19 protein-coding genes are annotated in these 22198 nt (G+C 65.2%); 10 read left to right on the forward strand and 9 right to left on the reverse strand.

The genetic code is table 11. The features are described from left to right. Window positions 1–17: 17 nt before the first annotated feature. On the reverse strand, window positions 18–299 hold the full coding sequence (gene yajC / locus KYE46_RS15125) for a preprotein translocase subunit YajC (RefSeq protein WP_219001673.1): 282 nt from the start codon (window positions 297–299) through the stop codon (window positions 18–20). A gap of 495 nt (window positions 300–794) precedes the next feature. Between yajC and KYE46_RS15130 the strand changes: the two genes are divergently transcribed. After that, entirely contained in the window at window positions 795–1847 is a 1053-nt protein-coding gene (locus tag KYE46_RS15130; RefSeq protein ID WP_219001674.1) for a hypothetical protein, read from the forward strand. Between the two features lie 151 nt (window positions 1848–1998). Here KYE46_RS15130 and KYE46_RS15135 read toward each other — a convergent pair whose 3' ends face one another. Next, window positions 1999–2463: a hypothetical protein gene (locus tag KYE46_RS15135; protein WP_219001675.1), complete on the reverse strand. Its 465-nt coding sequence runs from the start codon at window positions 2461–2463 to the stop codon at window positions 1999–2001. An 86-nt stretch (window positions 2464–2549) separates the two neighbouring features. Next, the gene (locus KYE46_RS15140) at window positions 2550–2834 is read right to left on the reverse strand and encodes a hypothetical protein (protein WP_219001676.1); all 285 of its coding nucleotides are present in this window, start codon (window positions 2832–2834) and stop codon (window positions 2550–2552) included. Between the two features lie 197 nt (window positions 2835–3031). Here KYE46_RS15140 and serS point away from each other — a divergent pair, with 197 nt between their 5' ends. The 5 genes from serS to KYE46_RS15165 all read left to right on the forward strand — a co-directional run bounded on the left by serS (window position 3032) and on the right by KYE46_RS15165 (window position 7977). Beyond that, window positions 3032–4324, forward strand: coding sequence for a serine--tRNA ligase (gene serS / locus KYE46_RS15145; RefSeq protein WP_219001678.1), 1293 nt, complete (start codon window positions 3032–3034; stop codon window positions 4322–4324). Between the two features lie 47 nt (window positions 4325–4371). Then, window positions 4372–5100: a tryptophan-rich sensory protein gene (locus KYE46_RS15150; RefSeq protein WP_219001680.1), complete on the forward strand. Its 729-nt coding sequence runs from the start codon at window positions 4372–4374 to the stop codon at window positions 5098–5100. 63 nt (window positions 5101–5163) lie between these two features. Further along, window positions 5164–5955 carry a 5'/3'-nucleotidase SurE gene (surE, locus tag KYE46_RS15155; protein WP_219001682.1) on the forward strand — a complete coding sequence of 264 codons (792 nt, stop codon included), beginning with the start codon at window positions 5164–5166 and terminating at the stop codon, window positions 5953–5955. After that, entirely contained in the window at window positions 5952–6617 is a 666-nt protein-coding gene (locus KYE46_RS15160; RefSeq protein ID WP_219001684.1) for a protein-L-isoaspartate(D-aspartate) O-methyltransferase, read from the forward strand. The genes surE and KYE46_RS15160 overlap by 4 nt, the downstream gene beginning before the upstream one ends. Before the next feature lie 217 nt (window positions 6618–6834). Further along, window positions 6835–7977, forward strand: a complete 1143-nt coding sequence (locus tag KYE46_RS15165) for a M23 family metallopeptidase (protein WP_219001686.1) — start codon at window positions 6835–6837, stop codon at window positions 7975–7977. Between the two features lie 153 nt (window positions 7978–8130). On the opposite strand, the gene KYE46_RS15170 is transcribed toward KYE46_RS15165, so the two are convergent. Further along, window positions 8131–8808: an HAD family hydrolase gene (locus KYE46_RS15170; protein ID WP_219001688.1), complete on the reverse strand. Its 678-nt coding sequence runs from the start codon at window positions 8806–8808 to the stop codon at window positions 8131–8133. A 314-nt stretch (window positions 8809–9122) separates the two neighbouring features. Here KYE46_RS15170 and carB point away from each other — a divergent pair, with 314 nt between their 5' ends. Together carB and KYE46_RS15180 are read left to right on the forward strand one after the other, a co-directional pair. Continuing rightward, the gene (carB, locus tag KYE46_RS15175) at window positions 9123–12470 is read left to right on the forward strand and encodes a carbamoyl-phosphate synthase large subunit (RefSeq protein WP_219001690.1); all 3348 of its coding nucleotides are present in this window, start codon (window positions 9123–9125) and stop codon (window positions 12468–12470) included. An 89-nt stretch (window positions 12471–12559) separates the two neighbouring features. Continuing rightward, on the forward strand, window positions 12560–12811 hold the full coding sequence (locus KYE46_RS15180; RefSeq protein WP_219001692.1) for a hypothetical protein: 252 nt from the start codon (window positions 12560–12562) through the stop codon (window positions 12809–12811). Window positions 12812–13200: 389 nt separating this feature from the next. On the opposite strand, the gene KYE46_RS15185 is transcribed toward KYE46_RS15180, so the two are convergent. Continuing rightward, complete coding sequence (locus KYE46_RS15185) at window positions 13201–13596, reverse strand: BrnA antitoxin family protein (protein ID WP_219001694.1); 396 nt, start codon at window positions 13594–13596, stop codon at window positions 13201–13203. A 219-nt stretch (window positions 13597–13815) separates the two neighbouring features. Here KYE46_RS15185 and KYE46_RS15190 point away from each other — a divergent pair, with 219 nt between their 5' ends. Together KYE46_RS15190 and KYE46_RS15195 are read left to right on the forward strand one after the other, a co-directional pair. Further along, on the forward strand, window positions 13816–15021 hold the full coding sequence (locus KYE46_RS15190) for a trypsin-like serine peptidase (RefSeq protein WP_219001697.1): 1206 nt from the start codon (window positions 13816–13818) through the stop codon (window positions 15019–15021). 73 nt (window positions 15022–15094) lie between these two features. Beyond that, window positions 15095–16312: a trypsin-like serine peptidase gene (locus KYE46_RS15195; protein WP_219001699.1), complete on the forward strand. Its 1218-nt coding sequence runs from the start codon at window positions 15095–15097 to the stop codon at window positions 16310–16312. 171 nt (window positions 16313–16483) lie between these two features. On the opposite strand, the gene proS is transcribed toward KYE46_RS15195, so the two are convergent. From proS to KYE46_RS15215, 4 genes are all read right to left on the reverse strand, one after another. Further along, window positions 16484–17842 (reverse strand): proline--tRNA ligase, encoded by a 1359-nt coding sequence (gene proS / locus KYE46_RS15200; RefSeq protein WP_219001701.1) that lies wholly within the window; start codon window positions 17840–17842, stop codon window positions 16484–16486. Window positions 17843–17898: 56 nt separating this feature from the next. Next, window positions 17899–18042: a hypothetical protein gene (locus KYE46_RS15205; protein WP_219001703.1), complete on the reverse strand. Its 144-nt coding sequence runs from the start codon at window positions 18040–18042 to the stop codon at window positions 17899–17901. Between the two features lie 373 nt (window positions 18043–18415). Then, window positions 18416–19969 (reverse strand): Ppx/GppA family phosphatase, encoded by a 1554-nt coding sequence (locus KYE46_RS15210; protein WP_219001705.1) that lies wholly within the window; start codon window positions 19967–19969, stop codon window positions 18416–18418. 52 nt (window positions 19970–20021) lie between these two features. Continuing rightward, window positions 20022–22190 carry an RNA degradosome polyphosphate kinase gene (locus KYE46_RS15215; RefSeq protein ID WP_219001707.1) on the reverse strand — a complete coding sequence of 723 codons (2169 nt, stop codon included), beginning with the start codon at window positions 22188–22190 and terminating at the stop codon, window positions 20022–20024. Between the last annotated feature and the right edge of the window lie 8 nt (window positions 22191–22198).

A 22198-nucleotide genomic window follows, 5' to 3' on the forward strand; every position in this document is an offset into this window, starting at 1 on the left:
TCTCGAGACCGGGGAGATCAGTCGTTGGCGGGTTCGGTCTTCGAGCGGACCTGCGCAATCGTCGGCCGCAGCACGCGAATCTTCACGTCCTTGGCAACCTCGACCTCGACCTCGGTGTCGTCCTTGACCTTGGTGATCTTGCCGATCAACCCGCCCTGGGTGACGACCTCATCCCCGCGCCGCAGCGCCGCGACCATCGCCTGATGGTCCTTCACCTTCTTTTGCTGAGGGCGGATGAGGAAGAAATACATGATCACGAGGATCAGGATCAGCGGAACAACCTGACTGAAGGCTTCCATGGGCTTGCGTCCTTATCATGAAGAGGCCGCGCGCGGCCCGAAGTTGGCAGTCCGGCCACCCACGCGACCCAGACCTCGAAATTTGCGGCACCCTAAGGGCGCGGTGCAGCGAGTGCAATGCGTGCCTGCCAGCCAGATGGGAGCAGGCTGCGCGGGGTGCAAGGGGGATGGGGGGAGGTTGATGCGGGTTGCGGCGATTGGGGCGGAGGGGGCGGTGGTGGTGGTGGTGATTAGCGGCGCTTCGCGGCCCAAAGCTCCCGTTCGTCATGTGGCGGAGTGCTGCGGTGCAGCTTTGCCGGGCTGGCCTCTCGTCAAACTCGCAGCAATTCCGACGCATTACGGTACGCCGCATGGGTCTAGGTGATTTCTGCCGCGGCAGTTTCAATGGCCGCGTCCAGCCAACCTGTCGCGAACGGTAAACGGTTGAGAAAACGCCATCGGAACCAAACACCGCTTAAGGGGTTTAGTACTAAATTAAGCAGAGAGGACATTCCCATGTCAGACACCCGGACCGCACCTTCGATTGTTTCAGAGGTTGAACTCGATAGAGGGGGCAGGACGGCATGGGGGGCCATCATTGCAGGCTCCGTCGTCGGGTTGGCAGTGTTCTTCATGCTCGCTCTTTTGGGAATGGGCATTGGTCTGACAGCAATCGAAGTGGATTCCAGTAATCCGTTTGGGGTTGTCCCGACAGCTTCGCCCATCTGGTTGTTCATTAGTCAGTTCGTCGCATTAGGCGTCGGTGGCTACGTTGCAGGTCGCTTGGCGGGCGTTCTTCACGTGGCGGGTTCGATCCTGCACGGCGCTGCTGTTTGGGGTGTTGCAACCCTCGCGGCGGCGTGGCTGGCGGTCAGCGCGGGAGCCGGGCTCTTCAATATGGCGGGTGCAGCGCTGAACACGGCTGGTTCTGCAATTTCCACAACGGCATCTGGCGTAGGCGACGCCGCGAGCGCGGTTATTCCTGACGATGTCAACCTCCCTGACTTGGCTGTCAGCCAAATCGGCATGGAAGACCTGCCCGATCCGGTCGCCGCGCGGTTGCGTGAAAACGGTATTACGCCTGCGAACTTTCAGGAAGAAGCCAGAGAGGCTTTCCGTGCAGTCATCAGTCGCGCCGAACAAGCCCGTGCGCGCCGTGCAGTGCTCGGGACGGCGACGAGCATCCTGCAGTCCCCAACGGATGCTGGACAAGAAATTTCGGAATTGGCCGACACGCTCGTCGGGGGTGAGAACGCTGTTTTGAATGAAGAAGATCGTGCAGAGGCGCTGCGTGTTTTGGAGCGCCGCACGGGCCTATCTCGTCAAGAAGCGACGGCGTATGTCGATATGGTCGAAGCTGAATTGGACGACCTGCGGGCCGATGCCGAGGAAGCTATTGCTGAAGCTCAGGCTGCATTTGAAGAAGCTCAAGCGCAAGCTTTGGACGCCGCCGATGCAGCAGTCGATGCAGCAGCTACAGCCGCTTTGCTTGCAGCGCTTGCATCCTTGTTGGGTCTGGCCGCTGCGGCAGGTGGTGCAATCGCGGGCCGACCGACTGACTTAACCTGATTAGGTCTGATGGTGAGATTAAGCTATCGCCCGCGCGTCAAGCGCGGGCGATACTGTCTCTCACTCTGTCACTCAATGACCGGGTTCCTAAAGTTCAGTACCTAATACGGGTCATGGCAAGCGTGCCTCAGCATGTATCGACAAGCCCCCCTCACTCAGCCACCCCCGCAATCATCCCGACGATATGCGTCTGGCGCATGGGCATGGCGCGGTACATGATCTCGACGCCGCTGGTCGCGATGCCGTCGCCACTCGCGCCCTCGAACCGGCCTGTGCCCGCCACGATGGTCCAGTTGTTCGACAAACCGGAGTCGTCGACCGACCAGCGCAGGGTGAAGGTGTCGGCCTGCTCCCCGATGATGCAGATCCCTTCGACCGTGTTCACCCCTCGGCCCGCGAATCCGGCGCCGATGCAACGCGCCACGCCGCCGTCCAGCGGGCCCTCGACCACCTCGTAGAACCCCCGGTTGTCCTGCCTGAAATAGACCCCGTCGTGGAGCGGGAACACCTCCTGGTTGAGCGGGTAGACGACATTCAGATCGATGCGCTCCTGCGCGATGGCCGCGCCGGGGGCGAGCAGCCCGGCGGCGATGGCCCATATGAAACCTCTGTGCATGTGCCTCTCCCGAGCTTTTATTCGTCCAAATGACCGCCTTGAGACGACCCCGCCCCCCGGCGGAGCCCTTTCCCTGCCTTGGCCGATCACCCGCTGGCGAAGGTGCTGCCGCGCTCGACGCTCGACATTTTCATCGGCAGTTCCTCGGCCGCTTCCGTGCGGATCTCGTCGATGCGGGCTTGGGCAGCCTCGCCCGCTGCCTGATCCGCGTATTTGGTGACGACGATGAACGTCCGGTCGCCCGTGCGGACCATGTTCACGCTCTCGGCGCCCAGCCCCTTGACCAGCGGCACGTATTTGTCGCGCGCCAGCGCCTCCATTTCATCGGTCCAGTCAGTCGTTTCCCAATGTGATACGGAATAAAAAGACATTTGCAGATCCTCCCAGATCGTAAGCCCCATTGCGGGGCTCAGAGTGGACAGTCTCGCACGAAACCCAAGTTGACCCTAGGTAAACTTTCCGCCGCCCCACCGGCGCGCGCCCTACAACCCCCAGCCTACCAACCTCCCCCCTTCCCCCCCGCGGCTCTTTCCGGCATACCGCGCGCATCAATTGAAGGAGGCTCCCCATGCATGACATCCGCGCGATCCGCGAGAACCCTGCCGCATTCGACGCCGCCCTGGCGCTTCGGGGATTGTCTCCTGTCTCCTCCGATATTCTCGCCATCGACGCCGCGCGCCGCGAGGCGATCACCCAGGCCGAGACGGCGCAGGCCGAGCGCAACGCCGCCTCCAAGGACGTCGGCCGTGCGAAGGCCTCGGGCGATGAGGCCGAGTTCGAGCGTCTGCGCGCGCTGGTCGCCGCCAAGAAGGACGAGATCGCCCGCCTTGACGAAGAGGCCAAGGCCAAGGACGCCGAGCTGACCGCGCTTCTGGAAACCCTGCCCAACCTGCCCCATCCCGACGTGCCCCCCGGCGCGGACGAGGAGGACAACGTCGAGCAGCACCGCCGCGGCACCCCGCGCAGCTTCGACTTCACCCCGAAGGAGCACTTCGAGATCAAGGGCGTCGCCGCCAACATGGATTTCGAGACCGCCGCCAAGCTCTCGGGCGCGCGTTTCGTGACGCTCAAGGGCGCCGTGGCCCGCGTGCACCGGGCGCTGGCGCAGTTCATGCTCGACACTCACACCGAGGAAAACGGCCTGCAGGAGGTCAACGCCCCCGTGCTGGTGCGCGACGAGACCATGTATGGCACCGGCCAGCTGCCCAAGTTCGCCGAGGACAGCTACCAGACGACCAACGGCTGGTGGCTGATCCCCACCTCCGAGGTCACGCTGACCTCGCTGGACGCGGGCAACACCATCGACGAGGCCACCCTGCCCCGTCGCTACACCGCCCACTCGCTCTGCTTCCGGTCCGAGGCCGGCAGCGCGGGCCGTGACACTGCCGGGATGCTGCGCCAGCACCAGTTCGAGAAGGTCGAGATGGTCTCCATCACCCATCCCGACAACTCCGACGACGAGCAGATGCGCATGCTCGCCTGCGCCGAGGGCATCCTCGACAAGCTGGAAATCCCCTACCGCACCGTGCTGCTCTGCGCCGGTGACATGGGCTTCGGCGCCACCCGGACCTTCGACATCGAGGCGTGGTTGCCGGGGCAGGACACCTACCGCGAGATCTCTTCGGTCTCCACCTGCGGCGCGTTTCAGGCCCGCCGGATGAACGCGCGCTTCAAGCCCAGCGCTGGCGGCAAGCCCGAGTTCGTCCATTCGCTCAACGGCTCCGGCCTTGCCGTCGGGCGCTGCCTGATCGCGGTGCTGGAGAACGGCCAGAACGAGGATGGCTCCGTCGACCTGCCCGCCGCGCTGCACCCCTGGCTTGGGGGCAAGACCCGGATCGGCGCCGACGGCACGCTGACTTAATCTGCGCCTCCGGGGAACCGCGGTCCCGTGCCGCGCGTTCCCCGGCCATGGCCAGCACTTCTTCCGACCCGTCCCACTCCACCGCCCGCGCCTTGGCGATCGCTGTCTTTGTGGCGGCCATCGCGTTCGCCGTGGTGCCCTTCTTCGCCAACCCCTTCTCGGGCTTCGAGCCGGGACGCTTCCCCGAGCCCGTCGACAACCCGCCCATCCAGCCTGCCGGATGGGCCTTCTCGATCTGGGGCGTGATCTACCTCTGGCTGATCGCGGGCACGGGTTTCGGCCTGCTGAAGCGCGCCGACGCGCCGGCATGGGAACCGCACCGGCCCTGGGCGCTGGTTTCTCTCGTCGTTGGCGCGGCTTGGATTCCCATCGCCAATGCCTCGCCGGTCTGGGCCACGATCCTGATCCTCGTGATGCTGGTCACCGCCGTGATGGCGATGGTGAAACTGCCGCGCACCGATGTGGCCTGGGGCCGCTGGCCCTTCGGCCTCTACGCGGGCTGGCTCACCGCGGCCTCCTTCGTCAGCCTCGCCACGCTGGCGGCGGGCTATGGCGTGATGACCGCCGCGCTCGCCAGCTGGATCGCCCTGCCCGCCGCGCTGATCGTGGCCGCCTTCGTGACCCTGCGCCACGGCACGCCAACCTACCCGGCTGCCGCCGCTTGGGGCGCGTTCGGCATCGCCGTCGTGAATTGGCCCACCCTCTATGCCATGACCGCCGCCGCAGGCGCGCTCCTGCTGCTGGTGCTCGCCGTCCGCGCCCTCGCCCGGCGCTAGCCCCGCGCCACCGAGGCGCCGCACCGCTTGCCGCATCGGCAGGCACAAGATACACCCGCAGACATGCGCATTCTCATCACCAATGACGACGGCATCAACGCCCCCGGCCTTGAAGTCCTCCACGCCATCGCCACCGATCTTGCCGGCCCCGAAGGGGAGGTCTGGACCGTCGCGCCCGCCTTCGAGCAATCGGGCGTCGGCCACTGCATCTCCTACACCCATCCCACGATGATCTCGGAGTTCGGCCCGCGCCGTTTTGCCGCCGAAGGCAGCCCCGCCGACTGCGTGCTTGCGGCGTTGCATGACGTGCTGATGGACACGCCCCCCGACCTCGTCCTGTCGGGCGTCAACAAGGGCAACAACTCGGCCGAGAACACGCTTTATTCCGGCACCATCGGCGCGGCGATCGAGGCCGCGATCCAGGGCGTACCGGCCATCGCCCTGTCTCAATACTACGGCCCCGGCAACATCGGCCTCGACAACCAGTTCGAGGCCGCCGCCCACCACGGCGCCGAGGTGATCCGCAAGATCCTCGCCATGCCCGGTGCCTTTGAGAGCGTCCCCTACAAGCTCTTCTACAACGTGAATTTCCCGCCCCTGCCAGCCGCCGAGGTGCGCGGCATCCGCGCCGTGGGCCAGGGCTTCCGCGAGAACACCTCGGGCATGGGCATGCGCGCCGACATCGCGCCCAACGGCCGCAAATTCCTCTGGATCACCGGCGCGCCGCAAAACGTGCCCTCGGGCGCCGATACCGACGCCACCGCCAACCTCGACGGCTTCATCTCGGTCACGCCGATGCGCGCCGACCTCACCGCCTATGACCGCCTCAGCACCCTGAAAGCGGCCATCGAATGACCGAGGGTTCACGCGAAGACGCCGGCTTTGATGCGGAACGCAAGATGCAGTTCCTCTACCAGCTGCGGCAGAAAGGCGTGATGGACAAACGCGTGCTCACCGCCATGGAGCGCGTCGACCGCGGCGCCTTCGTCCGCGGCCATTTCGCCTCCCGCGCCTACGAGGACATGCCCCTGCCCATCGGCTCGGGCCAGACGATCAGCCAGCCCTCCGTGGTCGGCCTGATGACCCAGGCCCTCAACGTACAGCCGCGCGACACGGTGCTGGAGGTCGGCACCGGCTCCGGCTACCAGGCCGCGATCCTCAGCCACCTCGCACGCCGCGTCTACACCATCGACCGCCACCGCAACCTCACCCGCGAGGCCGAAGTGGTCTTCACCAAGCTCGGCATGGCCAACATCACCGTGCTGACGCGCGACGGCTCCTTCGGGATGCCCGACCAAGCACCCTTCGACCGCATCCTCGTCACCGCCGCCGCGGAAGACCCGCCCGGCCCCCTGATGCAGCAACTCAAGGTGGGCGGCGTGATGGTCGTGCCCGTCGGCCAGTCCGACACGGTCCAGAGCCTGATCAAGGTCTCCCGACTCGAGAAAGGCTACGACTACGAAGAACTGATGCCGGTCCGCTTCGTGCCCCTCGTCGAAGGCACCGCCCGCGAGTAACGCGTCAAACGCCCCCCCGCATCACCCCCCACACCAAGCGCCCCGGCCCGAGGCCACCCACCGCCGCTCCCCCTTCATCTTGGCCAATACAACTCAATCCCCCGCTCTCCCTGCGCGCATCCCGCCAAGGCTGGCCCTTCCGAAACCGGGCAAAGATGTGTAACATATGCCGCAAGAGAGCCGCGGGCTCCGTACATTTGAGGAAGGTTCGAGCGCCATGCGCCTGATCACACAGTATTTTCCCGCGCGAAGGCTGACCCTTCTGGCGCCCGTTCTTCTTGCTGCCTGTGTCGGCGCGCCCGCCGAATGGGATTTCGATCTCCGCCCCAACGCGCCGCGCGGCACGGTGACCACGGCGGAACGCCCCGACCCGGACAGCCGCGGCCTGATCTCCTACGACAGCTACCAGGTCGCCATAGCGCGCCGGGGTGACACGGTGGCCAGCATCGCCGCGCGCATCGGTCTGTCGGCCTCCGAGCTGGCCTCCTACAACGGTCGCTCCCAGGACGACACGCTGCGCGAGGGCGAGGTTCTGGCCCTGCCGCGCCGCGTCGACGGTGGCGCGACCTCCGGCACCGACATCGCCTCCATCGCGGGCGCGGCCATCGAAGCGGCAGAGCCCGGCGTTGGCACACCTCGCACGCCGCAACTCCCCGACGGGCAGGAGCCTGTGCGCCACCGCATCTCGCGCGGCGAGACGGCCTATTCCGTGGCCCGCCTCTACGGCGTCTCGGTGCGCAGCCTCGCGGAATGGAACGGCCTCGGCCCGGACCTCGCGGTGCGGGAAGGTCAGTACCTGCTGATCCCCATCGTGATCGAGACCGCTCAGATCGCCGATGACAGCCGCCCCGGCGACAGCATCGCGCCCCTGCCCCCCTCGGCCGCCACGCCGCTGCCCGGCACCATCGAAACAGCCGCCCTGCCGGCGCTCGAAGGCACGGGCACCGGGGCCACGCCACCGGCCACGCCCGCCCCCGCCACACCGGCGCCTGCGCCCGCCCCCGCGCAATCCTCGGCACCGCTCATCCGGCCGGTCTCGGGCGCCATCGTGCGGGGCTACGGCTCCGGCAACGAAGGCATCGACATCTCGGCCTCCGCCGGCACGGCCGTGCGCGCCGCGGCAGACGGCACCGTGGCCGCGATCACCCAGGACACCGACCAGGTGCCGATCCTCGTGATCCGCCACGCCAATGGCCTCCTGACCGTCTACGCCAATATCCAGGACATCACCGTGTCGCGCGGCGACAGCATCAGCCAAGGCCAGACCGTCGCCCAGATCGCCAGCGGTGATCCCAGCTTCCTCCACTTCGAGGTCCGGCGCGGCTTCGAGGCGGTCGATCCGGCGGATTACCTGCCCTAAGTCATATCGGTGCCATTCCGCGGCATCGGGAAACCCGCTCTCTGAGATAATTCGAGACGCGGCCTCGTCGCCACTGCTGACCAAGCAAAAAGGCCGCGCTCCACAGGCGCGGCCTTTCTTTCTCGCCCCGATCTGCCCACACGCCGCCTAGCACTATCCCGCGTCGGTCATTCCGAAAAGCGACGGGTCGATCCGGTCCACCACCCGCACATCGTCGGGGAACCGGCGGCCGCGCGCCTCGGCGCCGACGTAGCCGATGCAAGGCACACCGGCGCGCACGGCAGCCTCGGCGCTTTCGGGAGTGTCCTCGATCGCCACCGCTTCCTCCGGCGTCAGCCCCAGATCACCCAGCGCAATCTGATAGATCTCGGGGTCCGGCTTGCCCTCCTCAACCATGGTGCGGTTGCCGATGAAGTCGAAGACGCCGCGATCCAGCGCCTCGCCCAAGCCGGAGAACAGCAACTCGATGGTCTCCTTGCCGGTGCTGGTCACGAAGCCGAGCGCCACGCCCGCTTCCTGCGCGGCGGCGATGACCTCGGCCACGCCGGCGCGCAGCGTCAGCCCCTCGGCCTCGGCGCGCGCCCGGAAATGCGCCACCTTGGCCGCGTGGACCGCCTCGGCGTCGACCTCTTCCTCGCGCGCGGCGGCATAATCCGCGATGCGCTGGACGCCGCCGGGGGTCCGCAGCAGTTCTGCATATTCCTCGCGCCCCCATTCCCAATCGAGCCCGGCGTCCTCGAACGCGCCGTTGAAGCTGCGCCGCTGCATGTCCGAGGTTTCGACCAGCGCGCCGATGGCACCGAACAAAATGGCTTTCGGAGTGTCGTTCATGGCAAAGGCTCCAATGAAAGGAATAAAGGCACTTCCCGACACTTGGCGTGATTCCGGCGCAGTTCCAGCCCTAATTTCCCGCCCGCCTCCACCCTGCCCCGCATGACCGCCACCGAGGCCCCTATGCCCCGCGCAAACCGATCCATCCGCGCGGTCAGCGCATGGACCCCGGCCGGCCCCGCGCTTTTCCCGGCCCGGCGCCCCTTCCGCCCTTGCACCCACGGTCGGCCCGTCTATAACGCCGACAGTTTGCCCGCAGGCCAGCGGGCGCAGACATATCGCCAGCGGGCGCAGCCACATCGTCGGGGGACACCATGCCTAAAAGATCTGATATCAACTCGATCATGATCATCGGTGCGGGACCCATCGTCATCGGACAGGCCTGCGAGTTCGACTACTCCGGCGCCCAGGCCTGCAAGGCCCTGCGCGAGGAAGGCTACCGGGTCATCCTGGTCAACTCGAACCCCGCCACGATCATGACCGATCCCGAGCTGGCCGATGCCACCTACATCGAGCCGATCACCCCCGAAGTCGTCGCCAAGATCATCGAGAAAGAGCGCCCCGACGCGCTGCTGCCCACGATGGGCGGGCAGACCGGCCTGAATACCTCGCTGGCGCTGGAAGAGATGGGCGTGCTGGAGAAATTCGGCGTCGAGATGATCGGCGCCAAGCGCCCCGCCATCGAAATGGCCGAGGACCGCAAGCTGTTCCGCGAGGCGATGGACCGCATCGGGCTGGAGAACCCCAAGGCCACGATCATCACCGCGCCCAAGGGGGCGGACGGCAAGTTCGACATCAACGCCGGCGTGCAGGAAGCCATCGACGCCATCGAATACGTGGGTCTGCCTGCGATCATCCGCCCCGCCTTCACCCTTGGCGGCACCGGCGGCGGCGTGGCCTACAACCGCGAGCAATACGAATTCTTCTGCCGCTCGGGCATGGAAGCCTCGCCCATGGCACAGATCCTTGTGGACGAGTCGCTGCTCGGCTGGAAGGAATTCGAGATGGAGGTGGTCCGCGACAAGGCCGACAACGCCATCATCGTCTGCGCCATCGAAAACGTCGACCCGATGGGCGTGCACACGGGCGACTCGATCACCGTGGCCCCGGCCCTGACGCTCACCGACAAGGAATACCAGGTCATGCGCAACGGCTCCATCGCCGTGCTGCGCGAGATCGGGGTGGAGACGGGCGGCTCCAACGTGCAATGGGCGATGAACCCCGAAGACGGCCGCATGGTCGTCATCGAAATGAACCCCCGCGTCTCGCGCTCCTCGGCGCTGGCCTCCAAGGCCACGGGCTTCCCGATCGCCAAGATCGCCGCGAAGCTGGCCGTGGGCTATACGCTGGACGAGCTGGACAACGACATCACCAAGGTCACGCCCGCCTCCTTCGAGCCGACCATCGACTACGTTGTCACCAAGATCCCGCGTTTCGCCTTCGAGAAATTCCCCGGCTCCGAGCCTTTCCTCACCACCGCGATGAAATCCGTAGGCGAGGCCATGGCCATCGGCCGCACCTTCCACGAGTCGATGCAGAAGGCGCTGGCCTCGATGGAAACCGGCCTCACCGGCTTTGACGAGATCGAGATCCCCGGCGCGGGCGAAGACCCCGCCGCGATCACCAAGGCGCTCAGCCAGCAGACCCCGGACCGCATCCGGGTGATCGCGCAGGCCATGCGCCACGGTCTCTCGGACGACACCATCCAGGCGGTCACGAAGTTCGACCCGTGGTTCCTCGCCCGCATCCGCGAGATCATCGAGGAAGAGGCCCGCATCCGCGAAAACGGCCTGCCCGCCGACGAAAAGGGCCTGCGCCGCGTCAAGATGATGGGCTTCACCGACGCACGCCTGTCCAAACTGACCGGACTGCCCGAGGCCGACGTCCGCGCCGCGCGCGCTGCCGCCGGCGTCCACGCCCAGTTCAAGCGCATCGACACCTGCGCCGCCGAGTTCGAGGCGCAGACGCCCTACATGTACTCCACCTACGAGACCCCGGTGATGGGCGAGCCCGAATGCGAGGCGCGCCCCTCGGACGCCAAGAAAGTCGTGATCCTCGGCGGTGGCCCGAACCGGATCGGCCAGGGCATCGAGTTCGATTACTGCTGCTGCCACGCCTGTTTCGCGCTGTCGGACGCGGGCTACGAGACCATTATGGTCAACTGCAACCCCGAGACGGTCTCGACCGACTACGACACCTCGGACCGCCTCTATTTCGAGCCGCTGACGCTGGAGCACACGCTGGAGATCCTGCGCGTCGAGCAGCAGAACGGCACCCTGCACGGGGTCATCGTCCAGTTCGGCGGCCAGACGCCCCTCAAGCTTGCCAATGCGCTGGAAGAGGCCGGCATCCCGATCCTCGGCACCACGCCCGACGCCATCGATCTGGCGGAAGATCGCGAGCGTTTCCAGCAGCTTGTGCAGAAACTTGGCCTGAAGCAGCCCGAGAATGCCATCGCCACGACCGACGAGGAAGCCAAGGCCGCGGCCGAGGCGCTCGGCTATCCGCTGGTGATCCGCCCCTCCTACGTTCTGGGCGGGCGCGCGATGGAGATCGTCCGCGATACCGCGCAGCTCAACCGTTACATCCGCGACGCCGTGGTTGTCTCCGGCGACAGCCCCGTGCTGCTCGACAGCTACCTCGACGGCGCCACCGAAGTGGACGTCGATGCGCTTTGCGACGGCGAAAACGTCCATGTCGCGGGCATCATGCAGCACATCGAAGAGGCAGGCGTCCACTCCGGCGACAGCGCCTGCTCGCTGCCGCCCCACACCCTGTCGGACGACGTGCAGAACCGCATCATCGCCCAGACCGAGGCGCTAGCGAAGGCGCTCAACGTGGTCGGCCTGATGAACATCCAGTTCGCGGTGAAGCCCGATGCCGACGGCAACGACGTCATCTACCTGATCGAAGTGAACCCCCGCGCCTCGCGCACCGTGCCTTTCGTCGCCAAGGCCACCGACAGCGCCATCGCTTCGATCGCCGCGCGGCTCATGGCGGGCGAGAAGCTGGCCGATTTTCCCAAGGCCAAGCCGCACGTGCCGGTCGACGAGGACACCCCGATCATTCCGGGCGATCCGATGTCGCTCTCGGATTTCCGCACCCCGTGGTTCTCGGTCAAGGAGGCCGTCCTGCCCTTCGCCCGCTTCCCCGGCGTCGACACCCTTCTGGGGCCGGAAATGCGCTCCACCGGCGAGGTCATGGGATGGGACCGCTCCTTCCCCCGCGCCTTCCTGAAGGCACAGCTCGGCGCCGGCGTGAACCTGCCCGAAAGCGGCTCCGTCTTCCTCTCGATCAAGGAGGCCGACAAGACCGCCGACCTCGTGGACACCGCGCGGATGCTGAAGGATCTGGGCTTCCACATCCTCGCCACCTCGGGTACCGCCGCCTTCCTCGCCGAGCACGACATCGAGAGCGACGTGGTGAACAAGCAATACGAGGGCGGCCGCACGATCATCGACATCCTCAAGGACGGCGACGTGGCGCTGGTGATGAACACCACCGAAGGCGCCCAAGCCGTCGAGGACTCCCGCTCCATGCGCGCCGTCACCCTGATGGACAAGATCCCGTATTTCACCACGCTGGCCGGTGCCCACGCGGCGGCCCAGGCGATGGTCTCGGCCCGCGAAGGCGAGACGGTGGTGCGGGCGTTGCAGGGGTGAATTGACGAACCCGCGACGCGGGCGAAAGGTCCGGTGGACCTTTCGGTCAATTCACGGGCGGAGCCCCGGTGATTGAAAAGGCGATAATAATGTTCTTCGCATTTCTCGCACGCGTAGCCGCTGTCATCATGTTGATCGCAAGCTTATATGGAATTTTGAGCGGGATCGCATTCATCATCGGTCAAGATACTGAAGTACAGTATCTCAATGGCGTCCCCTTCGCAGAAACTCCGCAATTCATGAAGGACAGTTACCGCCTGATGTTCTGGTCACTTGTTCTGGGAACGCTTTCCGAAATTGCGATTGCACTGCGTAGGCGCTCCCAAGCAGAACACACGTAGGCTAACAGCCCCCTTCGCCCCAATCGCCGCTCCAGAAACGCCACGGCCCGCACTGCGTCCGCACCTTTGTCGCACTCGGCGAAATCCTCCGTCGCGCATTTTAGCGATCGCGAAATCCGGATTACAAACGGTTCATCCAAGAGCCGAATATGATGTAACCCGACGCAACAATTCATACTCAAGACGGGCGTGCGCCAGCCCGCCGGGGAGGCGCTGCAACCTCCCATCTCGGCACTTTATTCTTGCCAAACCCGTCCTCCCTCTCAACTCGGCACGACACCCGCAGAAGCGCCACCCCGGTGGGGCGGGCTGGCGCTCGCCCGGCGGCCTGCGGCCTCGTTCCGGGCGGGTCCGCATGTCCATAGACCGGGCTCCAGCCCAACGCCCCCTCACCCCTCCCCCCGCGCCCGCGCCATGTCTCCCCATTGCGGCTTCCGGCTTCCTTCGTGCATCGGGTCGCGGAACATGTCGAGGGTCTCGTCGCCCTGCAACAGCCCCATCAGCTTGGCGTGCATGAAGGACCTCAGCACCGCGTTGATCCTCGGCTGATATCCCGGCCCCATCGACTTGAACCATTTCACCACGTCCGTATCCAGCCGCACGGTCACGCGGGTCGTCTCGGAGCTGCGCTTCGTCGACAGGTCATGCCACGCCGGCGGCACGCGGCCGTGCAGGGCGATGGCGTTGTGCATGTCGTATTCGAACCGACGCATGGCATCGACCATGTAGAAGTGGTGGTAGCGCTCGGACTTGGTGAGGGTCTTGTCGGTGAATTTCGGCGGCATCTGCTGGTCCTTGGGGTCTCGATCCCGGCCAGATTCCCACAAATCCGTTAAAATTTGATGGATGCGATGGGGGTGTACAGGGTGTGTACGGCCCAGTGTACGGATGTCACTGGAGGTTTTCCCGTCCCCAAATCACGATTATTCCCCGCCGAGAAAACTTGCCCCAAGCCGCGCTCGGCCCGTAGTTTGTCTCCATATATTTCCAACTGGAGGTGAGCTATGCGCCACCTGACCCTTGCGGCCCTCTTGATTTCGGCTCCCTTCTCCCCCGCCCTCGCGCAGGATCCCGCGCTGAACTCGACCTTCGGCATCCTGAACCTGCAGGCGGGTTTTTCCAACGATCCCAACTCGGTCTATTTGCTCGCCGGCGGGCATATGCAGCGCTCGTTCACCGATGCCGCAAGTGGCGACGTCTGCCGCGGGTATTTTGCCGAAGCGCCTGATTTCCGCGTCGTCTATGACGCGACGAATGGCGATGATTTCTCAATCACTGCAGAGAGTTATGACGATCCGGTCTTGCTCGTGAACGGCCCCGACGGTCGCTGGTATTGCAACGACGACACCTTCGGTCTCGACAGTGCGGTGACCTTTGAAGCGCCACAGAGCGGCACCTACGACATCTGGGTCGGCACCTATGGCGACACCCAGGGCGAATACCCCGGCGCGCAATTGGGCTTCACCGCGTTGGCGCCTTTCGAGCCGCAGATCCGGCGCTCGTTCTTTGGCGAGGACGACCGCGTGGTCCTCGATCCGACACAGGCGCCATGGAACATGATCGGGCTGGTCGAGATGCAATCGGGCAGCTGCACCGGCACCCTGATCGGCCCGGACGTGGTGCTGACCGGCGGCCATTGCCTCGTGAACCTCGGCGAACAGGACAACCCGCCCCTGACCTTCCGCGCAGGCTACCAGAACGGCTCGGCCGTCGCGACTTCGCGGGTGACCGGATACCACGTGCCGCAGATGTGGCGCGTGGCCGAGCAGGAGGGCATGGACTTCGGATTTTTCTTTCTGGAACAGCCCCTTGGCGAGCAACTGGGGTGGATGGAGATCGGCACGTTGAGCCAGGCTGAGCTCTCGGCCTTCGCCAATGGAAACGGGCCCGAGATCCTGCAGGCCGGCTACAGTGCCGACCAACCCGAGGTGCTGACCGGAAACCTGAGCTGCCCCTTCGTGCAGCTTGGTCCTCAGAATACCTTGCAGCACGAATGTGATACAGTGCAGGGCGACAGCGGGTCCCCCCTCTTCGTGGAGGACGGCGACGGCTACCGGATCATCGGCGTGGAATCCCACACCAATTTCCAGCCGGAGCAGGACTTCGACATGAACGTGGCGATGTATGTCGGCAATATCGTGCGCGAGTTTCAGGCGCTCAGCGGCACGCAGACAGGAACCGCGGCGATGCCCGCGCCGGTGGTCAAGTAACGCGTTCGGGCGGCGGCGGGTGTAGTCGCCGGCCCTTTGGCCCCGATGGGCCGCTCATCGATTGGAAAAGACCATGCAGACCCTTGCCTTGCCTGCCCTCGCCGCCGCCCTCCTTCTGGCGGCCCTCCCCGTTCAGGCTCAGGATCCCGCGCTGCCGCCCACCTTTGGTGAGGTCAGCTTGGTGTCGAATTTCCAGCCCGATCCCCATCGCACGACATTGGCCGCCGGGGGCACGATCCGGGGTGAATATACCGATGCCAACACTGGCAATCGCTGCGCGGGCTACTTCGCCGATGCGCCCGACCTTCGCTTGCAATTTACCACCGCCGACTTCGGCTTTCCGCTGTCGGTCTACGTGGAGGCGCGGGCCGACACCGTCATGTTGATCAACGCACCGGACGGGTCGTGGCATTGCAATGACGACACGGTCGACCTCAACCCCGCGCTCCACTTCGAGACGCCGCTGGAGGGCCAATACGACATCTGGGTCGGCACCTACGAGGACGTCGCGCCGAACTACCCCACGGCGGATGTTTTCATCACCGAACTGGGCATGCCCGAGCGGAATTTCGACCGGGCCTTTTTCGGCAATGATGACCGCGTGGTCATCGATGCTGCAACGGCGCCGTGGAACATGATCGGCTTCGTGGACCTGTCCGCGGCGAGCTGCACCGGCACGTTGATCGGCCCGGCCACGGTCCTGACCTCGGCCCATTGCATCATTCAGGATGGCGAGGTCGACACGCCGCCCGTGGAGTTCCTCGCCGGGTTCCAGAACGGCGCCCATGTGGCGCGGTCGGGGGTGACGGGCTTCTATGCCGCGGAGGGGTACATCAACGGCGAACAGGAGGGCACGGACTATGCGTTCATCTACCTCGAGGAGCCGTTGGGCGAGCAGTTGGGCTGGATGGATATCGCGCCGCTGACCGCGGATCAGATCGCGGAGATGATGCAGGGGCGCGGACCCGCGATCATGCAGGCGGGCTACAGCTACGATCAGCAGGGCGTGCTGACCGGCAACCTGTCCTGTCCTTTGATCGAGGTCGCGCCGGAAAATGTGCTGGAACATGAATGCGATACGCTGCAGGGCGACAGTGGCTCACCGCTCTTCATCGAAAATGGTAATCGGTTCCAGATCATCGGGGTGGAGAGCCGTACCGACGACCAGCCGGAAGAACCCTTCGATCGCAACGTGGCGATGTATGTGGATTACATTCTCGCCGATCTGGCGCGGTTGGAGGCGGGTGGCGACGTCATGACGCCGATGCCGGATACGCCTGAGGCGAAATAGTTCGTGCCTTATTTGTTAGGCGTAGCGGTGCGCTGAGGGCGTGAACTGGGGGGCCAGCCCCCAGACCCCCCGCCGTATTTTTGAAAAGATGAATAGGGGGCGCGTGGCCGGTTGTTGGCTGACCCGCCAGACGTCGGATGCGGCGGGCGGGTCGGTGTTTGTCGGGGTGAATCAGACGCCCGGGTTTACCGGCTTGTGGGCGGCGTAGATTTCGGCGACGCGCACCACGGCGGCCTCGGGCGTCATCTCCTCGCTTTCGCCGGTGCGGCGGCTGGTGAGTTCCACCACGCCGTTCTTCAGCCCGCGGGGGCCCACGGTGATGCGCCATGGCAGGCCGATCAGGTCCATGGTGGCGAACTTGCCGCCGGCGCGCTCATTGCGGTCGTCGTAGAGCGGCTCCAGACCCTCGGCCTCCAGCGCCTTTTCCAGCGCTTCGCAGGCCGCGTCGGCCTCGGCATCGCCCTGCTTGAGGTTCACGATCCCGCAGTGGAAGGGCGTCACGCCCTCGGGCCAGATGATGCCCTTGTCGTCGTGGGAGGCCTCGATGATCGCGCCAAGAAGGCGGCTGACGCCGATCCCGTGGGAGCCCATGTGCAGCGGCACGCGCTCGCCCTCGTCGTTCTGGACGTAGGCACCCATCTTCTCGGAATACTCGGTGCCGAAGTAGAAGATCTGCCCGACCTCGATGCCGCGCGCGGAGCGTTGGCGATCCTCGGGGACCTCGGCGAAGGCGGCCTCGTCGTGGGTCTCGTCGGTGCGGGCGTAGCGCGAGGTGAACTCGGTCAGCACCTCGGCGCATTGCTCGACGCTGTCGTAGTCGATCTCGCGGTCGCCGAACTTCAGCTCGGTGATCTCGGCATCGTAGAAGACTTCCGACTCGCCGGTCTCGGCCAGCACGAGGAATTCGTGGGTGTAGTCGCCGCCGATGGGACCGCTGTCGGCGCGCATCGGGATCGCCTGCAGGCCCATGCGCTCGTAGGTGCGCAGGTAGCTTACCAGGTGGCGGTTGTAGGCGTGCAGCGCGGCCTCCTTCGAGAGGTCGAAGTTGTAGCCGTCCTTCATCAGGAACTCGCGCCCGCGCATGACGCCGAAGCGCGGCCGCACCTCGTCACGGAACTTCCACTGGATGTGGTAGAGCGTCAGCGGCAGCGACTTGTAGGAGGTGACATAGGTGCCGACGATGTCGGTGATCATCTCTTCGTTGGTGGGACCGTAGAGCATGTCGCGGTCGTGGCGGTCCTTCAGGCGCAGCATCTCGGGGCCGTAGGCATCAAAACGGCCGGATTTCTGCCAGAGATCGGCCGATTGCAGGGTCGGCATCAGCATCGGGATGTGGCCGGCGCGGATCTGCTCTTCATGGACGATCCGTTCGATGTTCTTGAGAACCTTGTAGCCGAGCGGCAGCCAGGAATAGATGCCGGCGCTGACCTGCTTGATCATGCCTGCCCGCAGCATCAGGCGGTGGCTGACGATCTGCGCCTCGGCGGGCGTTTCTTTGAGGACGGGCAGGAAGTAGCGGCTGAGGCGCATGGAACGAGACCTTGGGAAATGGGCGTTCCTCGCGGTCTACGACAAAGGGAAAAGTCTCACAAGGCGGCGATGGCCTGGGGCGCGGCAAGCGGGGCGCTTGAGGCCTGCGCGGCGACCGAGCGGACGCCCAGAAACAGGGCCAGCGCCGCGCCGAGGATGAGGGCGATGAGCGTGATGGACAAGAGGTTCATGATAGACATCTGGGCAGCTCCTTCTCTCCGATGATCTCACGATACCGGCATCGGCGGCGTCAGATAAGGCAGGCAAACCCTACCTTCCCGCGTCGCGCGTCCCAAAAAAAAACGACCCCCGAAGGGGCCGCAAGGGTCAGTGAACAAGGGAAGGTCGGTGCAGCGGGACAAGGGACAACGCCCGCCGCACCGATGGGACAGGCCTTAGAGCACGCCGGCAGAGACAGGGGCAGCAACCATGACCGCGAACATTACGAAGATCAGCAGTACAGCTGAGCAGGCAATCACGTTCAACGCAGTCATGGCAATCTCTCCGATAGGCGCTTTTCAGCACTGAGGCAGGTCTAGGACGTTTGACCTCCGCAAGGCATTGCGGAAATCCCTACCTGGAGAGTGAACGTGCTCCGTTAACGATTGGTTCCACGCCCATTGCATTTGCCAGCGATTCAAATCGCGACTTCGCCACTTCGCCGAAAAGATCGCGGCCCTCCTCCGAGGTCAGCGTCAAGATCAACTCACGTTTCTTGGGGCGCAGCTTCAGCTTGCCATGGTCGATGGGATTGGCGGTGGCGAACATCGCGCCGAAGCGCATGGCGCGGCCGAGGATCTCTGCTTCCTGCACCCGGTCGTCGGACAGAAGGCTCAGCAAATCGGCGTTGAAGCCGGTGCCCGCGCGGTTGGATTTGTAACGGTGCAGCAGGGCGAGACCGAGGTAGATGCGCTCCCCATGGGTCAGGCCGCCGAGATTGGCACGGGTGGCGTTGTCGAAGCAGACCTCGGCGCGGTAATCGGGATGCGCGCGCCAGCTGACGTCGTGCAGCAGGCAGGCGGCGCGGACCAGTCGTTTCTTGTGCGGCCGGGCGCCGGAGAAGAGCGGCTCGACAAAGCGGTAGAGCGCGCGGCCAAAGCCCGGATGGCGGGCCGAGGACGCCTCGGCGTGGCGGGCGGCCTCGATCAGCGGATCACGGTGGCGCAGGGCGTCGGACATCTGATCGTAGAGAAGCCCCTCGCGGATCCCGTAGCTGGAGATCGCGACCTCCTTCGGCTTGATCTGCCGGACCAGCTCCTTCAGCACCAGCGACGCCATCGGCACCAGCCGCATCCGTTCGGATGACGTACCGGTTTCCGAACGGATCGCGTCGAGGTCGACCTCGTGGATGTGGGTGATCGTGTTCATGATCGCCTTGGGCGTCATCCGGTATTCATGCAGCACCCGCAGGGGGTAGTCGCGCCGCGCCATGTCAATGCGGGCAATCGCCCGCCAGGAGCCGCCGACCAGAAACAGGCGCTTGGGGCTTTCGGGAAACTCGGCCACCAATTCGGCGACCTTTTCCTTGATATGCTTCCGCACGGCTTTCTTGCCGCCCTTCAGCCCCATCAGCTTCAGCGGCGCGAGATCGGAGGTGCGCCGGGTGCCGACGCCGCCTCCGCCCAGAAGAACGGCCAGTTCCATGGACGAGCCGCCGATGTCGCAGATCAGCCCCTCGGCTCCGGGCCAGCCGAGCAACACGCCCTGAGCCGACAAGCGCGCCTCTTCCGCGCCGTCGAGCACGCGGATTTCGAGCCCTGTGTGAGACAGAACCTCGGCCCGGAAGTCCGGCCCGTCCTCTGCGTCGCGCACGGCGGCGGTGGCCACGGTGAGCATCGGGGTCACGTCCATCTCGCGCGCGAGCACCGCGAACCGTTTGAGAGCGCTGAGCGCACGGACCCGGCCTTCGGGGTTCAGCCTGCCCGTCTCGGCAAAGCCTGCCCCCAAGCCGCAGAGGATCTTCTCGTTGAAATAATAGGCCGGCGAGCGGGCCGCGCCATCGAAGACCACGAAGCGCACCGAGTTGGAGCCGATGTCGATGACCCCCACGCGGGCCAGCGACCGGGCTTCCGGACCGTCGAACAGGGGCAGGCCAAAGGGGCCGAAATCGGGATCTGTGTCACCCATCCGGGCCTCCAGGGACTATCGGGATAATTCTGACACGCGTGCGGGCAAGCGGTCAATCTTCGCTGTGGGTCAACTCGGGCACATCCTTCGCGCCGGCACTTCCGCGGCCGGAGAGCGAAGGGTTTTCCATGAAAAAGCGGTGGCAGTTGAACGGGTTGTCGATCTCGCTGAGGTCCGGGCGTCTATAGGTGCCGTCGGACTGCAACACCCAACTTTGCGCCACGTCCGCGAGGTTGGCGGCCATGATCTGGCCGACGATCTGCGCCTTTACCGTGGGGTTCTTGCATTCGACCAAGGTCTCGACCCGGCGATTCAGGTTGCGGCCCATCCAGTCGGCGGAGCTGATGAACACCCGCGCTTTTTTCGCCGGCAGCCCGTGGCCGTTGCCAAAGCAGACGATCCGGGAATGCTCAAGGAACCGCCCGACGATGGATTTGACGCGAATGTTCTCGCTCAGCCCCTTGATGCCCGGGCGCAGGCCGCAGATGCCGCGGATCACGAGGTCGATCCTGACGCCAGCCTGGCTTGCGTCGTAGAGCGCGTCGATCACGTCGGGCTCGATTACCGAGTTCATCTTCGCCCAGATCATCGCAGGCTTTCCGGCGCGCGCGTATTCGGCCTCGGCCTTGATCGCGTCGATCAGCGTCCGCTTCATCATCAAGGGCGAGATGGCGAGGTTTTCCAGAACCTCCGGCTCGGCATAGCCGCCGATATAATTGAACACCTTCGTCGCGTCGCGCCCGAGGGCTGCGTCGTTGGTGAAGAGGCTGAGGTCGGTGTAGAAACGCGCCGTGATCGGGTGATAGTTGCCGGTGCCGAAATGCGTGTAGGTAACCAGCCGGTCGCCCTCGCGGCGGACCACGGCACTGATCTTGGCGTGGGTCTTGTAATTGATGAAACCGTAGACGACATGCGCGCCCGAGCGTTCGAGCTTGCGAGACTGGCGGATGTTGGCGGCCTCGTCGAAACGGGCCTTCAACTCCACCAGCGCGGTGACGGATTTGCCGTTCTCGGCCGCCTCGCACAGCGCCTCGACGATCGGGCTTTCGTTCGAGGTCCGGTAGAGCGTCTGCTTGATTGCCACCACATTGGGATCGCGCGCGGCCTGGGCGAGGAAGCGGATCACCATGTCGAAGGTCTCGTAGGGGTGATGCAGCAGCATGTCCTTCTGGTTGATCGCCGCGAACATGTCGCCGTCGTGGTCCTGCACCCGCTCGGGGACACGCGGATTGAAGCTGCGCCAGAGAAGGTCGGATCGGTCGTCGCGGACCAGTTCCTTGAGCGACACGAGGCCGATCATTCCCTTGACCTCGACCACCTCGTCGCCGGTGACATGCAGTTCCTCGATGATCTCTCGCGCCAGTTTTTCCGGGGCGCCGTCGCTGATCTGCAAGCGCACGACTTCCCCGCGGCGGCGGCGCTTCAGCGCGGTCTCGAACTCGCGCACGAGGTCTTCGGCCTCTTCCTCGACCTCCAGATCGCTGTCGCGCAGCACGCGGAACATGCAGGAGCCGTTCAGCTTGTAGCCCGGAAAGAGCACCCCGATGTTGAGCAGCAGCAACTCCTCCATCGGCAACATGCGGATCGCGCCGTCGTCAGCGGGGAGCGTCACGAAACGGTCGATCTGGCCGGGGATCGGGAGCAGCGCTTGCAATACGCGGCCGTCCCTCTCGCGCTTGAGCTGCAAGGCCAGCGCGATGCCTTCGTTCGGAATGAAGGGAAACGGATGCGCGGGGTCGATGGCCAGCGGTGACAGGACCGGGAACACCTGCGCGAGGAAGATTTCGGACAGATGCGCGCTGTCGGCATCGGTCAGGTCTTCGCGGCTGACGACGGTGATATCCGCCTTTTCCAGCTCGGCGCGGAGGTCGACCCATGCTTCCTGCTGCTTGCGCATCAGCTTGCGCGCATCGGCGTTGATGAGCCGCAGTTGCTCGGCGGGGGTCAGGCCATCATGGGCGGGGCGCTGATTGCCCTCTTGCGCCAACTCGCGCAGGCCCGCGACGCGTACGGTGTAGAATTCGTCGAGGTTACCGGCAGAGATCGAGACGAAGCGCACCCGTTCCAGCAACGGCACGCGGGGGTTCACCGCCTCTTCCAGCACCCGCCAGTTGAACGCCAGCCAGCTCATTTCGCGGTTGAAAAACCGGGCTGGACCTTCGGCGTCCGGCACCTCGACGGGGTTGGGACAGGGGGCGTTGAGGAAGTCGGCAAAGCTCATGGGCGCGA

The sequence above is a fragment of the Gymnodinialimonas ceratoperidinii genome, from assembly GCF_019297855.1.
GTDB lineage: Bacteria > Pseudomonadota > Alphaproteobacteria > Rhodobacterales > Rhodobacteraceae > Gymnodinialimonas > Gymnodinialimonas ceratoperidinii.

Bases quoted from the DNA above. Each gene is read 5' to 3' on its own strand.
- KYE46_RS15160 (WP_219001684.1), top strand. From the start codon at position 5,952: ATGACCGAGGGTTCACGCGAAGACGCCGGCTTTGATGCGGAACGCAAG.
- KYE46_RS15205 (WP_219001703.1), bottom strand. From the start codon at position 18,042: ATGTCTATCATGAACCTCTTGTCCATCACGCTCATCGCCCTCATCCTC.
- surE (WP_219001682.1), top strand. From the start codon at position 5,164: ATGCGCATTCTCATCACCAATGACGACGGCATCAACGCCCCCGGCCTT.
- KYE46_RS15190 (WP_219001697.1), top strand. From the start codon at position 13,816: ATGCGCCACCTGACCCTTGCGGCCCTCTTGATTTCGGCTCCCTTCTCC.
- KYE46_RS15150 (WP_219001680.1), top strand. From the start codon at position 4,372: ATGGCCAGCACTTCTTCCGACCCGTCCCACTCCACCGCCCGCGCCTTG.
- KYE46_RS15195 (WP_219001699.1), top strand. From the start codon at position 15,095: ATGCAGACCCTTGCCTTGCCTGCCCTCGCCGCCGCCCTCCTTCTGGCG.
- yajC (WP_219001673.1), bottom strand. From the start codon at position 299: ATGGAAGCCTTCAGTCAGGTTGTTCCGCTGATCCTGATCCTCGTGATC.
- KYE46_RS15135 (WP_219001675.1), bottom strand. From the start codon at position 2,463: ATGCACAGAGGTTTCATATGGGCCATCGCCGCCGGGCTGCTCGCCCCC.
- KYE46_RS15180 (WP_219001692.1), top strand. From the start codon at position 12,560: ATGTTCTTCGCATTTCTCGCACGCGTAGCCGCTGTCATCATGTTGATC.
- KYE46_RS15130 (WP_219001674.1), top strand. From the start codon at position 795: ATGTCAGACACCCGGACCGCACCTTCGATTGTTTCAGAGGTTGAACTC.
- carB (WP_219001690.1), top strand. From the start codon at position 9,123: ATGCCTAAAAGATCTGATATCAACTCGATCATGATCATCGGTGCGGGA.
- KYE46_RS15165 (WP_219001686.1), top strand. From the start codon at position 6,835: ATGCGCCTGATCACACAGTATTTTCCCGCGCGAAGGCTGACCCTTCTG.
- KYE46_RS15140 (WP_219001676.1), bottom strand. From the start codon at position 2,834: ATGTCTTTTTATTCCGTATCACATTGGGAAACGACTGACTGGACCGAT.
- serS (WP_219001678.1), top strand. From the start codon at position 3,032: ATGCATGACATCCGCGCGATCCGCGAGAACCCTGCCGCATTCGACGCC.
- KYE46_RS15215 (WP_219001707.1), bottom strand. From the start codon at position 22,190: ATGAGCTTTGCCGACTTCCTCAACGCCCCCTGTCCCAACCCCGTCGAG.
- KYE46_RS15170 (WP_219001688.1), bottom strand. From the start codon at position 8,808: ATGAACGACACTCCGAAAGCCATTTTGTTCGGTGCCATCGGCGCGCTG.
- proS (WP_219001701.1), bottom strand. From the start codon at position 17,842: ATGCGCCTCAGCCGCTACTTCCTGCCCGTCCTCAAAGAAACGCCCGCC.
- KYE46_RS15210 (WP_219001705.1), bottom strand. From the start codon at position 19,969: ATGGGTGACACAGATCCCGATTTCGGCCCCTTTGGCCTGCCCCTGTTC.
- KYE46_RS15185 (WP_219001694.1), bottom strand. From the start codon at position 13,596: ATGCCGCCGAAATTCACCGACAAGACCCTCACCAAGTCCGAGCGCTAC.